The following is a 20,050-nucleotide window of genomic DNA, read 5'->3' on the forward strand; positions in this document are numbered from 1 at the left end:
TTATTCTCCGTTATTATTTTTTTGACAGTTTAAAAAATCTCTCCGAACGTGCGTGCGCACTAATACGGCATTGCACTACAATTTACGTTTTCATTTTATTACTCCTTCTTACATAACAAGTGTTATGTTCTGTTGTAAAAATATGAGAAATACACAGCGTGCATTTCTCATTCGAATCGATTGGAGATTTTCGCAGTCTTCAGTTTTTTTTCAGCACCGCGAAAAATCCCGCATCCGCATATATCCTCATCTTTTGTACCAATTTTTTTGCCTCGGTCAAAGAGTACGCCCCGTATACCAGCTCCCGATATCCGGCCATTCTCATTTTCACCAAAACCCGTATCAACGCCGGATCCGTTTTCTGTCGGCTGAATTTTTCAAAGAACGTTCGAAAGCTTTTCCGCAATTTATTTTCCAACAGCGTTTGGAAATTGCCGTAGGCCGTTTTTTCGGAGCACTCCAAAAGCAGTCTGACTTCTTTTCGATGCGATACCAGGTATTCTATAATCTCAAGTTCTCTTTGCTCCCCGGAAGTCATATCCGCCAGTTCGCTTTCACTGCTTTGACGCAGCATCTCCAACAGGCGCCTGTATGTGTCTTTTACAATATTTTCAAAAAGATCTTTTTTGTTTTGAAAAAAGAAATACAAAGCACCGGTAGTTACTCCGGCTCCGGAACAGATCGTCCGTACAGACGCGCCTTTATATCCCTTTTTAAGGAATTCCTCCGTTGCGGTCTTCAAAAGAACCGCCCTTACATCACGCTGCAATCCGTTCGCCGTCCTTTTTTATTACTGCCGTAAAAGTCGGTTGCGTATAAAAACTATAGCAAAAAATACAGTAATATTCAATCGACTTATTTGCCGAACGCATCGGCAAAGCGAAATCCAACCTATCATGGAAGACCTTTTTCGATCGCTTATCCACAGCAGCCGTATCGAGATTATTTTGCAAATTCGGCGAGCGCGGTTTGAAGAGCAGCGATGCCGTACAGGGCTGCGGTTTCACATCGCAAAATATTTCCCGCAAAGTGAACGGGCGTAAATCCCGCGTTTCGAAGCGCCGTCATTTCGTCAGGGCTTATGCCGCCTTCGCTCCCGACGGCGATCGCCGCGCATGTGACGCCTGTAAAAACCGCATCCGAAAGCGGTACGCAAAAATCGTTCCGCTCCGAGAGGACGACGGCGGCCGACGCGTTTCGCACTTTTTCGCTCACCCGTCTCCACGTTTCGCAGGCTCCCTTCACATCGACGGTTTCGGCGACGGCGGTTTCCACAGGTGAACCGCTCTGCTCGCGAGCTTCTTTGATGATCCTTGTAAATCGTTCGGTTTTGCCCGCGAGAGAAGCGATGCTGCCCTTTTGCGAATACTCGCCTGCGACGGGAACGATCGTCTTCACTCCGCACTCGCAAGCCTGCCGCACAATTATTTCCATTTTTTGAGGCTTTGCGACAAATTGAAAAAGCGCATATTCGACGGCACGGCGATTTTTATCGACGGCAGAGGCTCCGACTCCGCGGGAAACGGAAACGCCTTCGCTTCCACACTTTTGCAATACGGCAATGCCCCGGACGTCGTCGATACGGCAGAGGGTCATGGGAAAAAGAAATCCGCCCGGAATCCGCACATCGAGCATATCGCCAGGCTTTGCGCGGAGGACGCGGCACAAATGCGTAAAATCTTTTCCGGAAACGGAAAGAAGTCCCCTGTCATCGGGTGCGGTATCGGCGATAAATTGCCGCACGTTTTAAGTCTCCGTTTTCTTTTTCGCTTCGGCTTCATCCTGCAGTTCTTTCAAGGTCTTCGCCGATCGGACGAGCTTTTTAAAATCGTTCGATTTCAAAATTTCAAGTGCAGCGTTCAATTGAATGTCGTAATCCGAATCGTAAAGCATCGCGGGCTTTAAGCGATTTACGCGAACGCGGATGAGGCGGCGAAGCAAAGCCGCGTTGAGCGGATATTTTTTTTGCAAAACGAGCGCATAAGAGGCGATATCGCGTTCGGTCATGCCGCTGTGAGAATCGACGTAGGATGCGATCGCATTCGATTTAATAAGTTCCGCATACGCTTTTTCTTCCGCTTCGCTCAATTCGGGATAGAGCACTTCTCTGTCGGGAGGAATACCGACTTTATCGATATTCGTATCGCTCGGAGTATAATAGCGCGCCATCGTAATTTTAAAACCGTCCGCATTGCTGAGCGGGATGACCTGCTGTACCGATCCCTTGCCGTAGGTACGCTGACCGACGAGGTATGCGAGGTGATTGTCTTTGAGCGCCCCCGCCAAAATTTCCGATGCCGACGCCGATCCGCGGTTTATAAGAACTACTATCGGAAGACCTGCGGGAACCGTCGTTTTTTTCGCGCTCGCGGTAAAGACTTTGTTTTCAAATGCGAGACGGCTCTTCGTCGAAACGAGCGTTCCCGAATCGATGAATTTATCCGCGACATCGGCAACGCTCGTGATGAGTCCGCCGGGGTTGTCGCGCAGATCGATTATTAAATTTTTATATTTCGCTTTTCCGAACGAGTCGAGCGCTTCCTGTACGCGCTTGGGCGTATCGGGCGTAAATTCGATAATGCGGAGATAACCCGTCGCACCTATCATGCCGTACTTTACCGTCGGCACTTCGATGAGCGCGCGGACGAGCGTTACGTCGAATCTGATATCTTTGCCGCGCAAAATCGAAACGGTAACCGGAGTGCCCGCTTTGCCGCGCAAGTGGTTGAGCACTTCTTCCATCGTCATCGGAGGCGTAGCCTCTCCGTCGATTGCAGTGATATAATCGCCCGACAGGATGCCCGCCTTTGCACCGGGCGTATCTTCGATCGGAGAAGCGACTTCGACGTATGCGGGTTTGTCGACCGACGATTCGAGGGGTTTACTGATGGAAAGGCCGACGCCGCCGAAATTACCGGCAGTCGTATCGGAGAGCGGGCGCATCGTATTTCGATCGAGGTACTGCGTATAGGGATCTTTCAGTGCATCGAGCATACCTTTGAGCGCTCCTTCGTAAAGCACTTTCGGATCGATTTCATCGACATAATTCTGCTGTACGAAATCGAATACCGCAGAGATTTTTTTCATGTACTGAAAATTCGAAACGGCTTCACCGCCGACAGGCGATTCGGCAAAACATTGAGAAGCCGCTGCGGAAACGATGAATGCACATATAACGGAGACGGCAAAACGGATTGCTTTATTGTGTATTTTAACGATAGCCATAAGCGTCATTGTATGACGCCGGGCTAAAAATTGCAACACACGCGTACACACGCGTATCAATCTTTTTCGCGCGTCAGCGTAAACGTGCGTCCTTCGACCGGATAACACGCGTCGGGCGCAATGCGCACGGGATCGAGAGAGAGCGTATGATAGTCGGTTTGAACTTCGGCCGGACGACGGGAAGAGGCGGGAATCGTTACGGTTTTAAAACGCATTTCATACGCGCTCGAAAGGAGCTGAGAGTTCAAAGACGATCGGAATTGTACGACGTGCTTTCCCGCGACGGTACCGATTACATAGATGCCTTCGTCGTATGCGTTATCGCCCGAAACGGTATACGTCGTTTTCCCGAATGTGATAACGAGGCCGTTGTCGGTTTTCCACTCGGACCGTTTTGCAAACGCCGTTTCGTATTCGTCTTGACGCAGCGCGTCGGACGTAAAGGACGTGAATGCGGTCATCTTGCGGTAGCTGCCGTCCCATAAATTATTTTCTTTGATAATCATGCGCACGTCGTCGATGATGTGAATGCGCACTTCGTCGATGCCCGCGAGCGAAATATCGCAGCGACGCTGCATATTCGTAATCGATTTATTCGTCGTCGTAATGTAAATACCGCTTCTTCGCAGATTGCTGTCTTCCCATGCGTACACTTCTTCGGTGTCGTCATAGAGGAAAATCACTTCTTTTTGCGCATGATCGAAAAAAAGATAGCGTATACCGGACTGCGCGGACGACGTCTTATACCACAGACCGTCGAGAAAATCGGCAAAGGTTTCGACGGTGCCGTCTTGAATGCGCGCAAGTTCGCGGGCGGCGATCCTGCTTCCCGTCACACGCACTTGCCGCGTTTCGACATACTTTTGCTCCTTTTCGTTCCAGCGGTATTCGGTTTGGATTTGACTCAAATTCGTATTTTCGCCGCTGCCGGAATCCTTTGCGGAACTGTACACCCATACCGGAAAACTTTCTCCGCGCGACTGCGAAAGTTCGTACGACATCGAACGGTCGTCCTGCTGAATAAAGATCGTGCCGTCGGATTCGAAATCGCCGATCTGAGCGAGTTCGATTTTGCTGCGTTCTTTGCGCATCATGTAAATTGCCAAAACGCTCGTGCCGTCGTCTTTGACGCCTTGATACACGAGCGCGTTTTGATGTTCGCCGAGCATATCGATACCGGTATAGGAAAAGGTGCGCGTACGGGAAATCTCCGTCGTGATTTCGGCCGTGCGGACATACGCGTTCCGTTCCGCATCGTAGATGCCGACGATGAGCACGAGGTAAGGAACGCCCTCTTTGCGAACGGCGACGACTTGATCCTCTTTCATATCGTTGTTTAAATCGATGGACAGCGTGCTGATAAGCGTTTCATTGAGCGAAAGCGGTATGAACGAAGTCATCGCTTCGTTGTCGGACGAGACGGCATCGCCCGACGATTGATTTTCGGCTTCTCCCGGAGCGATGGGTGTTACGATTCTCGCGCGCGGAAGACGCTCTGACTCCTGCCCGATAAAAATGCGTGCGACGAAGAGAAAAGCGATGACAAACGCCGCGATTATAAAAAGCACGGGGATCGCTTTGTTGAGTTTTCCGTTTTTCGATTTTACACCGCGTCGGGCGGACGGAGCGGGTTTTGATGCCATACAGCTACTATACAAAAAAACACTTGCATGGGGCAAGTGTTCGGAAAAAAAGCAAAGCTTGAAAGGGGCTGTCCAAAAACTTCAGTTTTTGGACAGCTTCCTTGATTTTATGTGCGACGTTTAAAATTAAGTCATTATAATATAAAGACTTAATTTTAAACTCGACAGGCTGTCGAGAAAGTAACCGACTTTTGAGACAGCCCCTTTCGGATTGCCGAGTTTACAAAGCAACCTGTGCGCGTGCGCGCACAGGTTCATCCGCTTATCAATACATGCCGCCCATATCCGGAGACGGAGCTGCCGGCGGCGCTTTCGGCTCGGGGATATCGGTGATTGCGCATTCGGTCGTCAAAAGCGTACCCGCAATCGACGCCGCGTTCGTGAGCGCGGAACACGTAACTTTTGCCGGATCGATGATGCCCGCTTCGACGAGATTCTTCCATTCGTCTTTCGCCGCATCGTAACCGACGCCTTTCTTTTCGGCTTTCGCCTTTTCCGCGACAACCGCACCGTCGATGCCCGCGTTGTCCGCGATTTGGCGGATCGGTTCTTCGCACGAGCGCTTTACGATCTTAAAGCCTACTTTTTCATCTTCGCTGATTTCGGAAGGAATCGCTTCGAGCACTTTCGACGCTTCGAGCAGCGCAAGACCGCCGCCTGCAACGACGCCGCTTTCGAGAGCCGCGCGGGTCGCCGCGATCGTGTCTTCGACGCGGAATTTCTTTTCTTTCATTTCCGTTTCCGTCGTCGCGCCGACGTTGATGACCGCAACTCCGCCGGAAAGTTTTGCGAGGCGTTTTTGCAGCTGTTCTTTATCGTAGCTCGACGTCGTCTTTTCGATCTGCATTTTGATCTCTTCGATGCGTTCGTTGATGGCGCTCTTTTTGCCCGCACCGCCGACGATCGTCGTATTGTCTTTGTCGATTTTGACGGTTTTCGCTTTGCCGAGCATATTGAGTTCGGCGCTTTCGAGTTTGAGACCGACTTCTTCGGTGATAACCTGTCCGCCGGTCAAAATCGCGATGTCCTGCAGCATATCCTTTCGTCTGTCGCCGAAACCGGGCGCTTTTACCGCGCAGCATTTGATCGTGCCGCGGATCGTGTTGAGTACGAGCGTCGTGAGCGCCTCTCCGTCGACGTCTTCAGCGATGATAATAAGTGCCTTTCCTTCATTCGCGACTTTTTCGAGAATCGGAAGCAAATCTTTCATCGTGGAGATTTTTTTGTCGTGGATCAAAATATACGCGTCGTCGTAAGAGGCTTCCATGCGTTCGCGGTCGGTGACGAAATACGACGAAATATAACCGCGGTCGAATTCCATGCCTTCTACGGTGTCGACCGTCGTATCCATGTTTTTCGATTCTTCGACGGTGATGACGCCGTCTTTTCCGACTTTTGCGATCGCGTCGGCGAGCATTTTACCGATTTCGGGGTCGTTGTTTGCGGAAATCGTCGCGACGTGCGTGATATCTTCCTCGCCTTTTACCTGTTTTGCATTTTTATTGACTTCGTCGACAACGAGCTTGACGGCTTTGTCCATACCGCGTTTTACTTCGATCGGCGTCATGCCGGCCGCAACGGCTTTTACACCTTCGCGGACCATCGCATAAGCGAGAACGGTCGCCGTCGTCGTGCCGTCGCCCGCATCGTCGTTCGTCTTGGATGCGACTTCGCGCACGAACTGAGCGCCCATGTTTTCATAGGGATCCTGCAGTTCGATCTCTTTTGCAACGGTAACGCCGTCTTTCGTAATAACCGGCGAACCGTATTTTTTGTCATACATAACCATACGGCCGCAGGGTCCGAGCGTTACTTTTACCGCTTTCGAAATCTGCTCAACTCCCGCAAGCAATTTTTTGCGGGCATCTTCATTGAATAACAACTGTTTAGCCATTTTAATGCAACTCCTTACTAAATCGTCTTTAATGCATCGTTTTTCACAATTACAATTAATGCTGACTTATAGGCTCAATTTCGAGTTTTCTAAAACTCGAAATTTTCCTTCCGTTTCGCACCCAAATGAATGACGAGTTTTGCAAGTAAATAAAATTGTGTGAAAGGCGAGGTTCCGGCTGCGTGCCGTTTCGAGCGTTAGGCTTACGGAAGCCTACCTTAAAAAGCTCGACTGCGGCTAAGCGGACGGGTTCTCGCCTGTAGCACAACTTTATCAGCTCATACTTTCAAAACTTGACATTCGACCTTATAATTAAAGATATAAAAAATTTCTCAATATGGCAACAGGTTTTACGGAAAATCGATAAAAAAACCGCGTAAAACGATAAGATTTCGACGATTTATAGTGCGTGAAAAAGATATCGATATTATTCGCCCTTATCCTCCTCGGAGCGGGGATAGCGTCGTGCAAAAATCCGCTCGACCGAACGGAAGTTTTTTCGTTTTCGCTTCCTTCATGGCCGCCGGACGAGTGCACCGAATTTCCGCCGCTCGCCTATTGGGAAATACGGTACGCGGGAAGCGCGGAAGCGGGGCGCGTCATACGCCTTGAAGCGGGAGCGAAAACCCTAACGCTCGAAGCCGCAGCCGACCGTCCGCTCGCCGTAATCGCTCAGCCCGTAAGCCGTCACGGCGAAACGGCCGCCTTATTTTTTAAACCCGCGGGCTGCATCTTTCCGCACGAAAGAAAACTCGGCTGGGAAAGCGGCTTTGCAGCTTTTGTGTGTATGCGGCTCTACTCGTCAAACGAAGCGGCGAACGGCGCATACCTTGCGACATTCAATTGGAAAAAATTATGCGATGCCCTTGCCGAAAAATCTGCCGACACGGAACGCCCTTACGATCCGTGGAAAGCGGATACGGAAGCCGTCTGCACTGCGATCGCGGAACATTCGTTCGGCGCGTCGCTCCTTTCGATGAAAAAGACGGCGCTTATTGCAATATCGGAACTCGAACAAAAAGCAAAGAAACTAGGCACGCAGCAATCGGGCGGTACGGAAACCGGTGAACGGCAATCGGGCGGCAGTGCGGAAGCAGGCGCTCAGTCGGGCGGTACGGAAACCGGCGAGCACCAAGTACATACCGAAGAAGGAGCAGCGCATGCGCTTTTTATTCCGCAGTATATCCCGCTGTACCGCACGCAGCGCAAAACGGGAAAAACGCTTGTCAAAAAAATCGGCGTCACGAGCTGGCTGTACACGATTCAAAGCATCGCGGCGGTACAGTACAGCGCGGACGGCTTTCCGGCACTTGCAATATCGGCCGTACCGCTATACACTGGGGAGCAATGAAATGCAGATACATAGCCGTACTGTGCGTCCTCCTCTCGCTCGCTTCGTGCCGCGGAAAAAATCGGCAAACCGCGCTCTCTTCTTCGGACGCCGCGGCGGGGAAAAAAGCTCACACGTGGTATTGTTTTGACGGCGGAGCGATAAAAGAAATCGACGACGTAAAGCGCGCACCGATGCAGGCGGAAAAGCCGTGGACGGAAGCCGTACGCATTTCATCGGCATCGAGCGCACTCGGAGACGGAAACGAAATGCCCTGCGCATACGCCGTCGTCAACAGGCTCGGCATGGTCGTCTTTACCGGCAGCACCTTCCGCTTGTATACGGATGCAGCCGTCTTCGCAGACAGAACGGCCGGCAATCTCGTATTCCAAAACGACACGCCTATTTTTTCCCTGTATAAAAGTACCTTTTTCAACGCATCGCTCGCAAACAATGCTGCAGGCGGCGTACATCAGTTCCTCGTGCTCTTCGATACGGCGTCGAGCGTCTTTTACCCGCTCATCACGTGCACGGCTCTCGCCCTTCCCGCAGAATCGGAGATAACGGACTTCGTGTGGGACGGAAACGTTTTCGTGTGTTCGGTAAAAAAATCGGGAGACGAAAAAACGGATTTTTCATATCTTTCCGTACAGCCGAAAATTCCGCTTCTTTCGATTTCGCCTGCTTCGGCAAAAAGCGATCTTCTCATCTCCGAAACGGACGCCGACGCATACCGCTCGCAGGCAACCCCTGTCGATATCACGTTCGCACCGAAACGTTTGCAGGAACTCGCATCGCTCGTCGACGAAGATACGGCGTTTTTCGTCGAATGCCGAACGGCAGGCGGACACTCGCCGAGGCGCTACACGAATCAAAAGCAAAACGACGATACCGCCCCGCTTTCGGCGAACGCGCTCATCGCCGACACTTACGCGTGTCTCATGTTTCGAGACGGTACCACGTACGCAAGCGGCGCGCTCTACGGACGGCATATCGTAAACGACGGAAAACCCGTCGCATTCAGATTGCCGAAACTTCCCGAGGGCTTCGCATACACGGCGTTCGCCGTTTCCGGCACGACGATGTACGCGGCGTGGGAAGAAAGCGATTTTTATAAAACGGGCAAAAGCGGTTTTCTCTCCGTCGATTTGGACGCGATCCTCTACGGAAGCGTTTCCGATGCGGCCCGGTAAACACTCGCATTTCCGGTAGATTTTTCATAAAAAACTTACGATAATAGAAGTATGAGCGATAATCAGACTTTTTTCGGCGCGCTCGAAACGGCGATTGCGGAAAAAACGGAAAACTTAAATGCAAAAGTGCTGCCCGGCGTGCTTTCGAATTTTCAACTGCTCCATACCTGCGTCAAAAACATGTATGCCATGCTCGTTCAGAGAGCGCTTATTAAGCCCGATCCGTACAAGCTTGAAAAAAAAATCACGGAAATCGTACTGCCGGACGAATCGGCGTATATGGAAAACGAACGTTCCATCGTCATGGGTACACGCTTTTCCGACTATGAAAGTATGCTCGAATTCGTGTGCACGTATTATAAATTTTCAACCGACCGGCTCGATTTGACGCAGACAAAACGCCTGCTCGATTTGGCGACCTGCATCGACTGGAGAGCGTTTTCTATCAACAGTTCGAAGGTAAACACGAGGGGACTCGCGACGCTCGTAAACGAAGCGCACATTCATGCACCGCAGATGGTCTTGAGTCTCATAAGCGATTCGCTCAACAAAAGCAGTACGGCCGTTTCGGCGATTTATTCGGGCTTGACCGATTTGGTAAATTTCGAACGTGAATCCTATAAGTTTGAAGTGCGCAAAAAAGTAATCGAAAATCCGGCGTTCGATAAAACGACGCTCACTTCGTTCAGCGCGGAACTCGCGGAAATCAAACGCCTCTTTCCGAAACTGCTTCCCCAAAAGCAATACTACAGCGAATTGATTCAGGAAATCGTCAAAGAAGATTATGCGCCCGAAAAAGAACAATTCCGGCAGCAAGCGCTCGCACGTCTGCGCATCGCGGAAAGAAAAGTGCGGGAAGTAAAGCGAAAAGTGGACACGAGAGCCATGCTGCTCGATATCGTGCTTTCGCTTTCGGCGCTTGCGCCGCAATACGAGCAGGTCGTCTCAAAGGTCGAATCGAATCACGCCGTCCTGAGTTCCGAGCACAACGGCTTTTTCGATAAATTAAAACGCGCGCTCAGGCAAGCGTTCAATCTCAAAGCCGCTCCCGAAGAATACGAACTGGTCATCGTAAATCAAAAAAACGAAGCGCGCACGACGAAAAAAATCGAATACCATACGTTTTTCGCGCTCCTCGTGCGGAAACAGCAGTTTTTGCAATCCTTCGCCGATACGCAGGGCGACGAGTTCCGAAAAATTGCGGCGGCGCAGGAAGAGACGGTGCTCGGTTTTATCAACCGGCAGCTCGCCGACAACAGGGAAATTCTTTTGGAGCTCAATGCGCTCGACGAATATTTCAAATCACAGGCGTCCGCAGCAAATAAAGACAAAATCAAAGGGATGAAGATGGAACTCGTTACGATGAAAAATACGCTCGTCAAGGCGAATCAAAAGCGCGCCGAATACGTGTCCGTCGCCGAAGAAAAAATGCAGCTGGAAAAATTGGGGATCGATGAAGATGCGCGTTGAGTTCAATAATCCGAATATCGAGTTTCGAAAGTATTATCGAAATAAAATCTATTTTATAAAAAAATGCCTCACCGCGCTTTTTGCAGCGGCGCTCTGTACGGCCTCTCTCTTCCCGCAAACGCACGACGATGCCCTCCCCGATACGGACATTCCCGGAATCGACGGTTCCGACGACTTTTTCGAAACGGAGACGATCGATCCCGCACTGCAGCACAATTTTACGATCATCGTTCCGGTGCACGAATACGATTTGAACCCGCACACGGCCTCCTACAGTTCCGAATCGCAAATCCTCTCATCGCTCTACGAAGGGCTTTTTTCCTACGACCCCGCAACGCTCGAACCGAAAAACGCACTCGCCGTCCGATACCGCATTTCGCGCAATAAAAAGCGCTGGACTTTTACGCTCCGTAAAAACGCGAAGTTCGGCGACGGCTCGCCGATCACGGCCCGGGACGTGTGCGACGCATGGCTCGATTTGCTTGCGGAACCGCGCGCGCCCTATTCGTCCATGCTCGACATCATAGAAGGAGCGGCCGCATATCGAAACGGCAAGGGAAAGCGGAGCGCGGTCGGCATACGCGCACTTTCCGACACGACGCTCGTCGTCGAGCTCGTCTCTCCTGCAGGATATCTGCCGCGCGTACTGTGCCACAGTGCGTTCTCCGTATATAAAAAAGATACAGGCATTTCAAGCGGCGCATTTTCCATGCAGCGGAACTCGAACGGAGAGATGATTTTAATAAAAAATAATAATTATTGGGACGCCGAACACACGCACATCGAGCGGATCGCAATCGTGCAAAGCGACGACGCCGATGAAAACGCATTTTTATTCAACACGGGAAGCGCCGACTGGATAGCGGGAAACGTCACCGTTCAAAAACTGCTCGACAAAGACTGCGCGCAGATCAACGCGGAATTCGCAACGGAATATTTATTTTTCAAAAGTCGGAAAAAAAGCGTATGGAACAATCCCGATCTGAGAGCCGCCCTCCTCGAAGCCGTACCGTGGGATGAACTCCGTTCGCAAGCGTTCGTCAAAGCGCCGACCCTCGTCTATCCGATAAACGGTTACCCGCAGGTCGAAGGCTTTACCTATACCGACCCCGACGAAGCTGCATCCCTTATGTCCGACGCGAAAAAAAAGGCGGGCATTCCGCAAAACAGGAGACTCCCGCTCGTGATCGGAATTCCGGATACCGATTATATGAAAAAGCAGGCGGCGATTTTGGCAGACGCATGGAAGGCGCTCGGTGTCGACGTGTCGATACAAACTTCACCGATAAAGAACTACCTCGAAAGCATTCCGTCGTGGAACGCAGATCTTTTTTCGTATACGTGGATCGGCGATTTTGCCGACCCGCTCGCATTCCTCGAACTCTTCCGATCGGCATCGACGCTCAACGTCGCGCAGTGGAAAAACGCCGAATACGATAAACTGCTCGGAGAAGCCGCGCTCTACACGGGCGAAGAACGGACAAAGCTGCTCGCACGGGCGGAACAGCTTTTGCTCGATTCGGGCGAAGTGATCCCCGTTTCGCATCCGGTGAGCCTCAACGTCATCGATTTGGAAACGACGGGCGGCTGGTCGTCGAATGCGTTCGACATTCACCCGTTCAAATATCTGTATAAAAAGCGAAAGACAAGCCCGCTCCCGAACATCGTTTCGCGGTAAAAATCCGCTCGCTCCGTTTCGCACATCGAATTTTAAAATATTATTTATACGGACGAAACGGTCGGAAGAATCCCGCCTTTCGCGGCTTGCTCACGCGCGGCCGCCTCACTCGCTGCTCTCGCTTCGGCGGCTGCCTTCGGCACCGCTCCACGCGGGCGTAGGCTTTTTCCCTGAGGCTCGCACATCCTGTGCGCTTTCCGCTTCGCGCGGCAGCTCCGGTTCAAAACCTGACGTATCGGCGATACACCGTTGTTTGTTAAATAAAAAAAACAGCTGTCGGGTTACGACAGCTGTTCGCCCCCTGCAGGTTTTGAACCTGCGACACATGGATTAACAGTCCATTGCTCTACCAGCTGAGCTAAGGGAGCACGTTTTTCAAACGTAAAAACAATAGTAGTGAAAGCGTAAAAAAAAGTCAATATGCCGCATTGCCTCACGTTAAATCTAACCGAAGGGAAAGCTGTTCATAACGTAAAAATCTAACCCAAAATTAGAAAAACCATCATCAAGAAATGAAGAATTAACCACCCTCATTACAAAGTTATATGAAGACCACGCACTTGGGAAAATTCCTGTAAAACACTTTGATAGATTATTCAATATCTATTGATACGGAGCAACAAGACTTAGAAAAACAAATACAGTATTTTGAAGAAAAAATAGAAAGTTATCAGCAGAAAAAAAGTTGACATCGATAAATTTCTAAAAATGATAGAAAAATATACCGATATTAAAAAACTTACAGTACCAATGATAAATGAATATATAGAAAAAGTAGTAGGTCCAATTTCGAGTTTTCTAAAACTCGCAGGACTGTCGAAAAAACAAGTAACTTTTAAGACAGTCCCTTTTCCATCCGTTTCGTTCACCAACTGAATGGTGAGTTTCGACCTAGTAGTCTATGAAGCAACAGGAGGAAGAAAAGAACTTCGCAACGCTCCTTGATATGATAGACGCTTCAGAAGTAAGAGAAGATGATGAAACCTATAGGAAAAGTGATATAATGGGATGAATAAGAAACTGACAAATTAGAATTTGTAACTGAAATTTTTTGTGTTTTGTGAAGGGAGAATATTGATTTATGATTTCAATATTAGGTGCAGTATTATTTGGAGCTATAGCAACTATGACAGTTCTTGTTGCTTGCGGCTTGCCTTTGGGCGAATTTACAATGGGCGGGCAACATAAAATCTTACCTAAGAAGTTGAGAGTTGCGGCAGTCATTTCGGTGGCTATCCAAATTTTTGCAATGATAATTATTTTGCAAGCCGGAGGTTTTATCTCCTTGTGGTTTTCTTTTAAGGTTACTAAATATATTTGTTTCTTCTTTGCCGCTTATCTATCTTTGAATACTATTATGAACATGATTTCAAAAAGTAGGAAAGAAAAATATGTTATGACTCCGCTTTCACTTATTGCCGGAATATGTTTTTGGATAACGGTATTTCAGATATAGATATGTAAAACGAGGATAATCTACAGTGCGTCAAATTGGAAAAATATGAGAAAAGTGGTATAGTAGGATGGACGAGAAATTGACAAATTTGAATTTGAAGAGGAGAAACTTTCCCATGAAGAAAGAAATCAAAACAATAGAGAAAGATGGATATAACGGCGTATACTGGCCGAATCCGAACGGCAGTAAATATTGCATGATTGCCATGCTTGGTGATGATACAAAAGACATGATGGCAAAGGGTGGCGTCAAATGGCTTCAAAAGAAAGGTCTGAACGTCCTCACAATGTCACCGGCCCCAAAAGATTACGGTCACCATAACTATCCACTCGAACGTTTTGAGAAGGCACTTGCATTTCTGAAGACGATGGGCAATGAAAAAATCGGTATTATGGGTGCCTCGACAACTGGTATGCTTGCGCTTGTCGCAGCGTCATACTTTTCGGAAATAACGCTTACGATAGCCATTTCTCCTTCTGATTTTGTGATGGAAGGTTTTTATCAGGATGGGAAAGACGGGGCTCACGAACGTCCGGGAGACGGAGAGTCATCTGTTTCGTATCACGGTAAGCCGCTTCCTTATCTGCCCTATGCGTATCGCCATCCGGAATACTGGCAGAAAATATCTGAGGAATCCAAACGGCGCGGCGCGATGGTTGCCAGTCGCGATTTGTTCGATGAATCGGAGAAAAGGCATCCCGTGCAGGAAGCCGAGAAAATAAAGGTGGAGAATATAAAGGGCCGCATTCTGCTGATTGGTGCGGAGGATGATGTACTTTGGGATACCTGCAAATACATTCGTAGAATGGAAAACAGGCTGAAAGAAAGGGACGCGGATAACAGTGTAGTTCTCATGACCTATGAACATGGAACGCATTTTATATTTCCGCAGACCATGTTAACAGGCATTCTTCCCGTGGGTTCCGGGCTGTTTATCAGCATGGCTTTTAAGGAGGCAAAGCAGTATCCGAAAGAGTGTAAGCAGACGAGGATTGATGTTGATGAGCGCTTATCGGAGGAACTAAAGCAGTGGATAAATTCAGCTTCATAAATCCCGGTTTGTCGAAGTAAAAAATCAAATAGGATATTACCAAGAGGAAGCAAAAGCAAATTGCCGATACTTCCTTTTTTGTTGTCAAAAATTCAAAAAATGGAAAGGAGGCATGATAAAAACTAAACGAACAAGCGGTAATGTGATGGACTGAAGTGATTCAGCGGAACCCGGGCATAAGTTCGCCATTTTGTGTAAGGGCATGACCCTTGTAAAGGAGTTGTTACGATTAGAAAATACGAGTGAAAAGTGATACCCTAGTTTGACGGGACTGGGGAGCCGGTGGAAGGCAGTGTTTTTCTTCGAACAAAAAGTTCGGTAAGGAGTTTGTGTCAAAGCCGGCCACCGTATAACAAAATGCGGCTTGCCTTTGGGCGAATTTACAATGGGCGGACAACATAAAATCTTACCTAAGAAATTGAGAGTTGCGGCAGTCATTTCGGTGGCTATCCAAATTTTTGCAATGATAATTATTTTGCAAGCCGGAGGTTTTATCTCCTTGTGGTTTTCTTTTAAGGTTACTAAATATATTTGTTTCTTCTTTGCCGCTTATCTATCTTTGAATACTATTATGAACATGATTTCAAAAAGTAGGAAAGAAAAATATGTTATGACTCCGCTTTCACTTATTGCCGGAATATGTTTTTGGATAACGGTATTTCAGATATAGTGTGTAAGATGAAGACAATCTACGGTGCGTTAAATTAAAATTTGAAGGAGGTAATCATAGTGAATGAATTTAACGAATATGTTCGTGAGGTTTTTTCCGCAGCAGGTGATATTGTCATAAAATCCATGATGGGCGGATATCTTGTATACCTCAATGGCAAGCTGATAGGTGACATTGGCGATAATGAACTGTTTTTGAAGAGAACGCCGACATCGGACAGGCTGCTTGCGGATTCCGAATTGCGTTATCCGTATGAAGGCTCAAAGACACTGATGCATGTATTTGATAGATTTGAAGATACGGCGCTTGTTCTGGAACTTCTGGATGGTATGTATACGGAGCTTCCGGAAAAGAAACCCGCAAAAGCCAGATGAGAAAGATACATTTCAGTTTATCCAATTGAATATAGCAATTTGCGAAACAGTAAGGAGTTTAAATATGAACGGCACGGCGCACATAGACTCCGGCGGACACGCTTTTTTCTTTTTGCATCACGTATCGATTTTTCTTCCCTCGCGGATCATTTCCGCCATCGCCAAAAAATCGTCGGCTTTTAAAAGAGCGAGGCCCTTGTCTTCATCGCCCAAAACCACCAGGGCGTCGCCCGCTTTTATGCCGAACACTTTGCGCGCTTTTGCAGGAATCACGATCTGCCCCTTATCGCCGACGGTAACGGTTCCGAAAAGATGCTTTCCTTTCGGCGGAACGGCAAGCCCGAAATTCGATTTCGCTTCATGGTTTGCAAGATCGTCGAGCGATACGTCCAGCGCTTCGGCAAGCAGTTTGCTTTTTTCCAAATCGGGAAGCGTATCGCCTGCTTCCCATTTTGCGAGCGCTTGGCGCGTTACGCCGACCTTTTCGGCGAGGGCTTCCTGCGTAAAGTTCCGCAGTTTACGCAGCTGAACGATATTATCTTTAAGCATATTTCCTCTTTTTTATGCCGAGCAGGCACCACCTGACAAAGGGAATACGCACCGTCGCTTCGTACAGTACAAAGGCGCCGAAAAAAGAAGCAAAAGTCGCAATCGCGTATGTCGACACTGCGGGAATCTTTGCGTACCGCGCAAGGAGCCACGCCGCAAGCGTCAACGGAAAATAATGAAACACATATAAGCCGAAGCTCCGTTTTGTCATAAAGCGCGTAAAGGCGGACTCGCGGTCATAACGGCGCTTCATCAGAGCTAAAAGCGCAAGCGAAGCAAGCCACGCGTAAGCGACCGCCGAAACGGAATTGACGGTCGGCATAACGGCATACTTATCACCGAAATGCAGATACAGATACAGCGCTCCCGACAACAGCGCCGCAATACCGAGTGCGATGTCGATTTTACCGAGCCGATCGATAAGATTTTCATGCGAAAATACAAAATAGCCCATGAAAAAGGCAAAAGCGTAAATGCCGAAGCGGTACACCGTAACGACAGGCGTGTTTAAAATAAGCCCCGAAAAATAAAGAGGAACACCCAAAAGAAGGAGCACGAAAACATTCGCTTTACCGCACAATTCGTACAGGCCGCCTTTTTCGAATTTTCTTAGAAGCGCAAGCAGCATCGAAAAAAGCCACAGCATTTGTATAAACCACAAAACGCCCGTTCCCGATGCGACCATGATCGCAAATACGGCGACGCGCGGCATCGTATCGGGAATTCCGTCAAATCCGCCGGCAAGGCTCATATTCAGCAGGCCCTGAATCCAGCCGAAAAGGAGCAAGCCTATCGTCGACGGCACAAGCAGCTTCCTCGTCCTCGTGCGCACAAAATCGCAGATCGAATGCGTTTCAAGGTAGCAGCGCGAACTTATTCCGGCAACGATAAAAAGCAAAATCATAAACCACGGATACAAAATATACAGCAAAGCGTCCTGCACCTGCGTTGCGGAAAATGCGCCGATAAGGGTATACGGCGGCATAACCGCGTTGTAAATAAAAATCACGTGATACAGAACGACCAAAGCGACCGTCAGCCATCGGATATTGTCCAAATAATGCCTTCTCATACATTTCACACCTTTGCAATTATTATTGACACAGTATAACCGCAGTGCAACGGCACGTCTATCAACAGAACATAACCCCATGCGATTATTTTGTCAGCTTTCGTTGCGGACGGCACCGTTTTGCCATCCCGCCCTGCGCGGCCCGCTCACGCTCGGCCGCTCCGTTCGCTTCGCTCTCTCCGCGTCTGCCTTCGGCACCGCTCCGGCCGGGCGTATGTCGTATGTGACCGCATACATCCTCGCTCCCCGTTCCCGACGGAAGGGCTGCTGCCGGAAGTTCCGCCGTTCCTTAAAATTGCATGGCGAGTAAATCTTCAGATTTAGGAGCCGTGCAATTGGTGCGCGAGCGCACACATGACGATATGCGAGTTTGCCGAAAGGCAAACCTCCGTTAAACGAAACACGCCGTTTCAGCGTTTCGTTTAACCGTTCCTTTACATTGCATGCCGTTTTCAGAACGCATGATTTTCTGTACCGTTATCGTGTCAGCCGTCTCGGAACAAGGGAACCGAAAATGTATATGCAGAAAAAAGTGTTTAATGAAATAAGAGAGGCGGGACGCGAGGCAGCGGAACTGACGCCGAGCCGCTCTGACCGATGGCAAGCGAACTTTTTTCAAAAAGTTCGCGCAGTCCGATTCCGATTACGGTCAGCCGCGGCGAACGGAAGGGCTGCTGCCGGAAGTTCCGCCGTTCTTTTACATTGCATAGTATTTTTTAATGTCTGCATTTCCGGAACCCTCGCTCTGCAAGCGCATTTACAAAAACCTCCGTTCAAGTTATGATATAAACGGACGCTATGGCAAAAGCAAAATCATCCGGCGGAAATTTCATTCAAAAAATACTCGCATCCATTTTAGGTTCCGACGATCCCGAATACGAAAAAAAACGACGGCTCAAAGCGATAGCAAAACGCCTTTCGAAATCGCACTATCATTTTTACAAACCGAACAGCGGCGAAATGCTTCCGCCGTTTCCGAAGCTCCTCTACGAAATCTACAAAGCCGTATCGCCCGCACAGGTTTTCTTTCAAAACATAAAAAACCCGAACGCCATGAAAACGGCGGTTATCGAACACTTTCTTTCCGACACTCAGCGCAAAATCGAAGAAGAGCTGACACAGGAAGCCATCGCCGAAAAAAGCAAAACGATGCCGCTTCCTCAATTTACGGCATACGTGCAGCAGCGGCTCGAAGCGTTTATCGACGGATTTACCGACGAACGCACCGCGATAATCGAACGGCGTTATAAAGAGCTCATGTACTTTAAAGATTTTTGTTCTTACGATTATTATTTTACGCTGAAAAAATTCAACGCGTCTCTTATCGAGCGCGATTTTTCCGTACCGCCGCAGTTTGAAAAAATCGACGGCAAATACATCGCCGACGATATCAAAGATTTTACGACGCTTATGTGGAACATAACGGGAAACATCGATTGGGCGCCCATGATAAAAATGCTCAAAGACATACGCGGAGTCGAACCCGTTCCAATCGGCGTATGGAAAAAAATCGCCGCGAAAATGCAGCACATACAGGCGACGGGTGTATTCGATATGATCGTCCGGCTCATCACGCAGGATCCCGACTACACTCCTCTTTTAAACGATGTTTCGGCGAATATCGTCGAACCCTTTATCAACAAATTCAAACTCGAAACGACGGCTGCCTTAAAAAAACTCGAATCGGCTGCGACAAACAGCAAAGTAAACGAGCTGCTCGTAAAGCTTTTCAATACGGCATCCGTTTCATATTTGAAAAATTATATCGCTGAAAACAGTTCCACGCTTGAAAAGAAAAAACTTGCCGGCTATCTCTATTGCGATGCGCTCAATTACGTCAAAGGCTTTCTCACCGAATTTGTTAAAAAAGACATACGCGAATACTGCGACCTCGTCCTCGTGCGCGGCGCGTGGGTATCAACTCCCGTGTCGATGCCCATGTCGAACGCATACAACGATCTGCTTTCCGCATCCGAAGCGATCTCCGCTTTCGACGACGACCTCGCCGACGACGGAAAGGTCGGCATGAAAATCAAAACGCTGCTTCCGCGCACGCAGCACGCGTCCGATGCGGCGGCGATCATCAACCGGCTCGTCGGCGAATCGAACGCACAGGCAAAAGCGTACATCGTAAAGGCGACGCGCAATCTCGTCACTATCGGTAAGATGATAAGATGGCTCATCGAAGACGAAAAGAAAAAATCGCCGGAAGTGATCACGAACTGGAAAGAAATCGAACGCGTTTCCGACAAGCCGCCCTATGAGATCGGAGCCGCCGTCTATCAAAAAATCTACGTGTTTGCACTGCTCATGCAAACCTGCATGGGCGGAGCGGCGCAGTAAGGGACCGTTTCACTCCTCGCTGCAAGTGCGCCGTAAACGGTACGGAAATGCCGTTCCGCACTTGTTGCAAGCGGCGCCGGGAATTTCGCGCACGCTGCAAGT

At 49.0% G+C, this 20,050-nt stretch carries 18 protein-coding genes and 1 tRNA gene; 10 read left to right on the forward strand and 9 right to left on the reverse strand.

Going from position 1 to position 20,050, the window contains the following annotated elements; translation table 11 throughout:
• Positions 1–199: 199 nt before the first annotated feature.
• The 5 genes from HRI97_RS12655 to groL all read right to left on the reverse strand — a co-directional run bounded on the left by HRI97_RS12655 (position 200) and on the right by groL (position 6,762).
• Positions 200–769, reverse strand: coding sequence for a TetR family transcriptional regulator (locus HRI97_RS12655; RefSeq protein ID WP_366794056.1), 570 nt, complete (start codon positions 767–769; stop codon positions 200–202).
• Positions 770–942: 173 nt separating this feature from the next.
• Positions 943–1,743, reverse strand: a complete 801-nt coding sequence (locus HRI97_RS10430; protein ID WP_253725387.1) for an RsmE family RNA methyltransferase — start codon at positions 1,741–1,743, stop codon at positions 943–945.
• A 3-nt stretch (positions 1,744–1,746) separates the two neighbouring features.
• Positions 1,747–3,225, reverse strand: coding sequence for a S41 family peptidase (locus HRI97_RS10435; protein ID WP_353934668.1), 1,479 nt, complete (start codon positions 3,223–3,225; stop codon positions 1,747–1,749).
• A gap of 56 nt (positions 3,226–3,281) precedes the next feature.
• Positions 3,282–4,868 carry a pallilysin-related adhesin gene (locus HRI97_RS10440; protein ID WP_253725388.1) on the reverse strand — a complete coding sequence of 529 codons (1,587 nt, stop codon included), beginning with the start codon at positions 4,866–4,868 and terminating at the stop codon, positions 3,282–3,284.
• Between the two features lie 265 nt (positions 4,869–5,133).
• Positions 5,134–6,762: a chaperonin GroEL gene (gene groL, locus HRI97_RS10445; protein ID WP_253725389.1), complete on the reverse strand. Its 1,629-nt coding sequence runs from the start codon at positions 6,760–6,762 to the stop codon at positions 5,134–5,136.
• 409 nt (positions 6,763–7,171) lie between these two features.
• Here groL and HRI97_RS10450 point away from each other — a divergent pair, with 409 nt between their 5' ends.
• The 4 genes from HRI97_RS10450 to HRI97_RS10465 are packed head-to-tail and all read left to right on the forward strand — an operon-like array spanning position 7,172 to position 12,433.
• Positions 7,172–8,113, forward strand: coding sequence for a hypothetical protein (locus HRI97_RS10450; RefSeq protein ID WP_253725391.1), 942 nt, complete (start codon positions 7,172–7,174; stop codon positions 8,111–8,113).
• The gene (locus tag HRI97_RS10455) at positions 8,110–9,285 is read left to right on the forward strand and encodes a DUF8086 family protein (RefSeq protein WP_253725392.1); all 1,176 of its coding nucleotides are present in this window, start codon (positions 8,110–8,112) and stop codon (positions 9,283–9,285) included. The genes HRI97_RS10450 and HRI97_RS10455 overlap by 4 nt, the downstream gene beginning before the upstream one ends.
• Positions 9,286–9,336: 51 nt before the next feature.
• Positions 9,337–10,755, forward strand: coding sequence for a TP0584 family protein (locus HRI97_RS10460; RefSeq protein WP_253725393.1), 1,419 nt, complete (start codon positions 9,337–9,339; stop codon positions 10,753–10,755).
• Positions 10,739–12,433, forward strand: a complete 1,695-nt coding sequence (locus HRI97_RS10465) for a peptide ABC transporter substrate-binding protein (RefSeq protein ID WP_253725394.1) — start codon at positions 10,739–10,741, stop codon at positions 12,431–12,433. The genes HRI97_RS10460 and HRI97_RS10465 overlap by 17 nt, the downstream gene beginning before the upstream one ends.
• Before the next feature lie 295 nt (positions 12,434–12,728).
• Here the strand turns inward: HRI97_RS10465 and HRI97_RS10470 are convergent.
• Positions 12,729–12,801 (reverse strand) — tRNA-Asn (locus HRI97_RS10470).
• Between the two features lie 301 nt (positions 12,802–13,102).
• Here HRI97_RS10470 and HRI97_RS12660 point away from each other — a divergent pair.
• From HRI97_RS12660 to HRI97_RS10490, 5 genes are all read left to right on the forward strand, one after another.
• Positions 13,103–13,309 carry a DUF4368 domain-containing protein gene (locus HRI97_RS12660; protein WP_436411277.1) on the forward strand — a complete coding sequence of 69 codons (207 nt, stop codon included), beginning with the start codon at positions 13,103–13,105 and terminating at the stop codon, positions 13,307–13,309.
• A 205-nt stretch (positions 13,310–13,514) separates the two neighbouring features.
• Positions 13,515–13,889, forward strand: coding sequence for a hypothetical protein (locus tag HRI97_RS10475; RefSeq protein ID WP_253725395.1), 375 nt, complete (start codon positions 13,515–13,517; stop codon positions 13,887–13,889).
• Between the two features lie 115 nt (positions 13,890–14,004).
• Positions 14,005–14,940 (forward strand): acyl-CoA thioester hydrolase/BAAT C-terminal domain-containing protein, encoded by a 936-nt coding sequence (locus HRI97_RS10480; RefSeq protein ID WP_187381295.1) that lies wholly within the window; start codon positions 14,005–14,007, stop codon positions 14,938–14,940.
• A 349-nt stretch (positions 14,941–15,289) separates the two neighbouring features.
• Positions 15,290–15,610, forward strand: a complete 321-nt coding sequence (locus HRI97_RS10485; protein ID WP_371922147.1) for a hypothetical protein — start codon at positions 15,290–15,292, stop codon at positions 15,608–15,610.
• Between the two features lie 59 nt (positions 15,611–15,669).
• The gene (locus tag HRI97_RS10490; protein ID WP_253725396.1) at positions 15,670–15,984 is read left to right on the forward strand and encodes a TfoX/Sxy family protein; all 315 of its coding nucleotides are present in this window, start codon (positions 15,670–15,672) and stop codon (positions 15,982–15,984) included.
• 117 nt (positions 15,985–16,101) lie between these two features.
• On the opposite strand, the gene HRI97_RS10495 is transcribed toward HRI97_RS10490, so the two are convergent.
• From HRI97_RS10495 to HRI97_RS10505, 3 genes are all read right to left on the reverse strand, one after another.
• A complete protein-coding gene (locus HRI97_RS10495) occupies positions 16,102–16,533 on the reverse strand; it encodes a helix-turn-helix domain-containing protein (RefSeq protein WP_253725397.1) in 432 nt (143 codons plus the stop codon).
• On the reverse strand, positions 16,526–17,605 hold the full coding sequence (locus HRI97_RS10500; protein WP_253725398.1) for an acyltransferase family protein: 1,080 nt from the start codon (positions 17,603–17,605) through the stop codon (positions 16,526–16,528). Before HRI97_RS10500 ends, HRI97_RS10495 begins: the two co-directional genes overlap by 8 nt.
• 93 nt (positions 17,606–17,698) lie before the next feature.
• Positions 17,699–17,842, reverse strand: a complete 144-nt coding sequence (locus HRI97_RS10505; protein ID WP_253725399.1) for a hypothetical protein — start codon at positions 17,840–17,842, stop codon at positions 17,699–17,701.
• A gap of 561 nt (positions 17,843–18,403) precedes the next feature.
• Here HRI97_RS10505 and HRI97_RS10510 point away from each other — a divergent pair.
• Positions 18,404–19,948, forward strand: coding sequence for a DUF5312 family protein (locus HRI97_RS10510; RefSeq protein ID WP_253725400.1), 1,545 nt, complete (start codon positions 18,404–18,406; stop codon positions 19,946–19,948).
• Positions 19,949–20,050: the final 102 nt, after the last annotated feature.

Source organism: Treponema socranskii subsp. buccale, assembly GCF_024181585.1.
GTDB lineage: Bacteria > Spirochaetota > Spirochaetia > Treponematales > Treponemataceae > Treponema_D > Treponema_D buccale.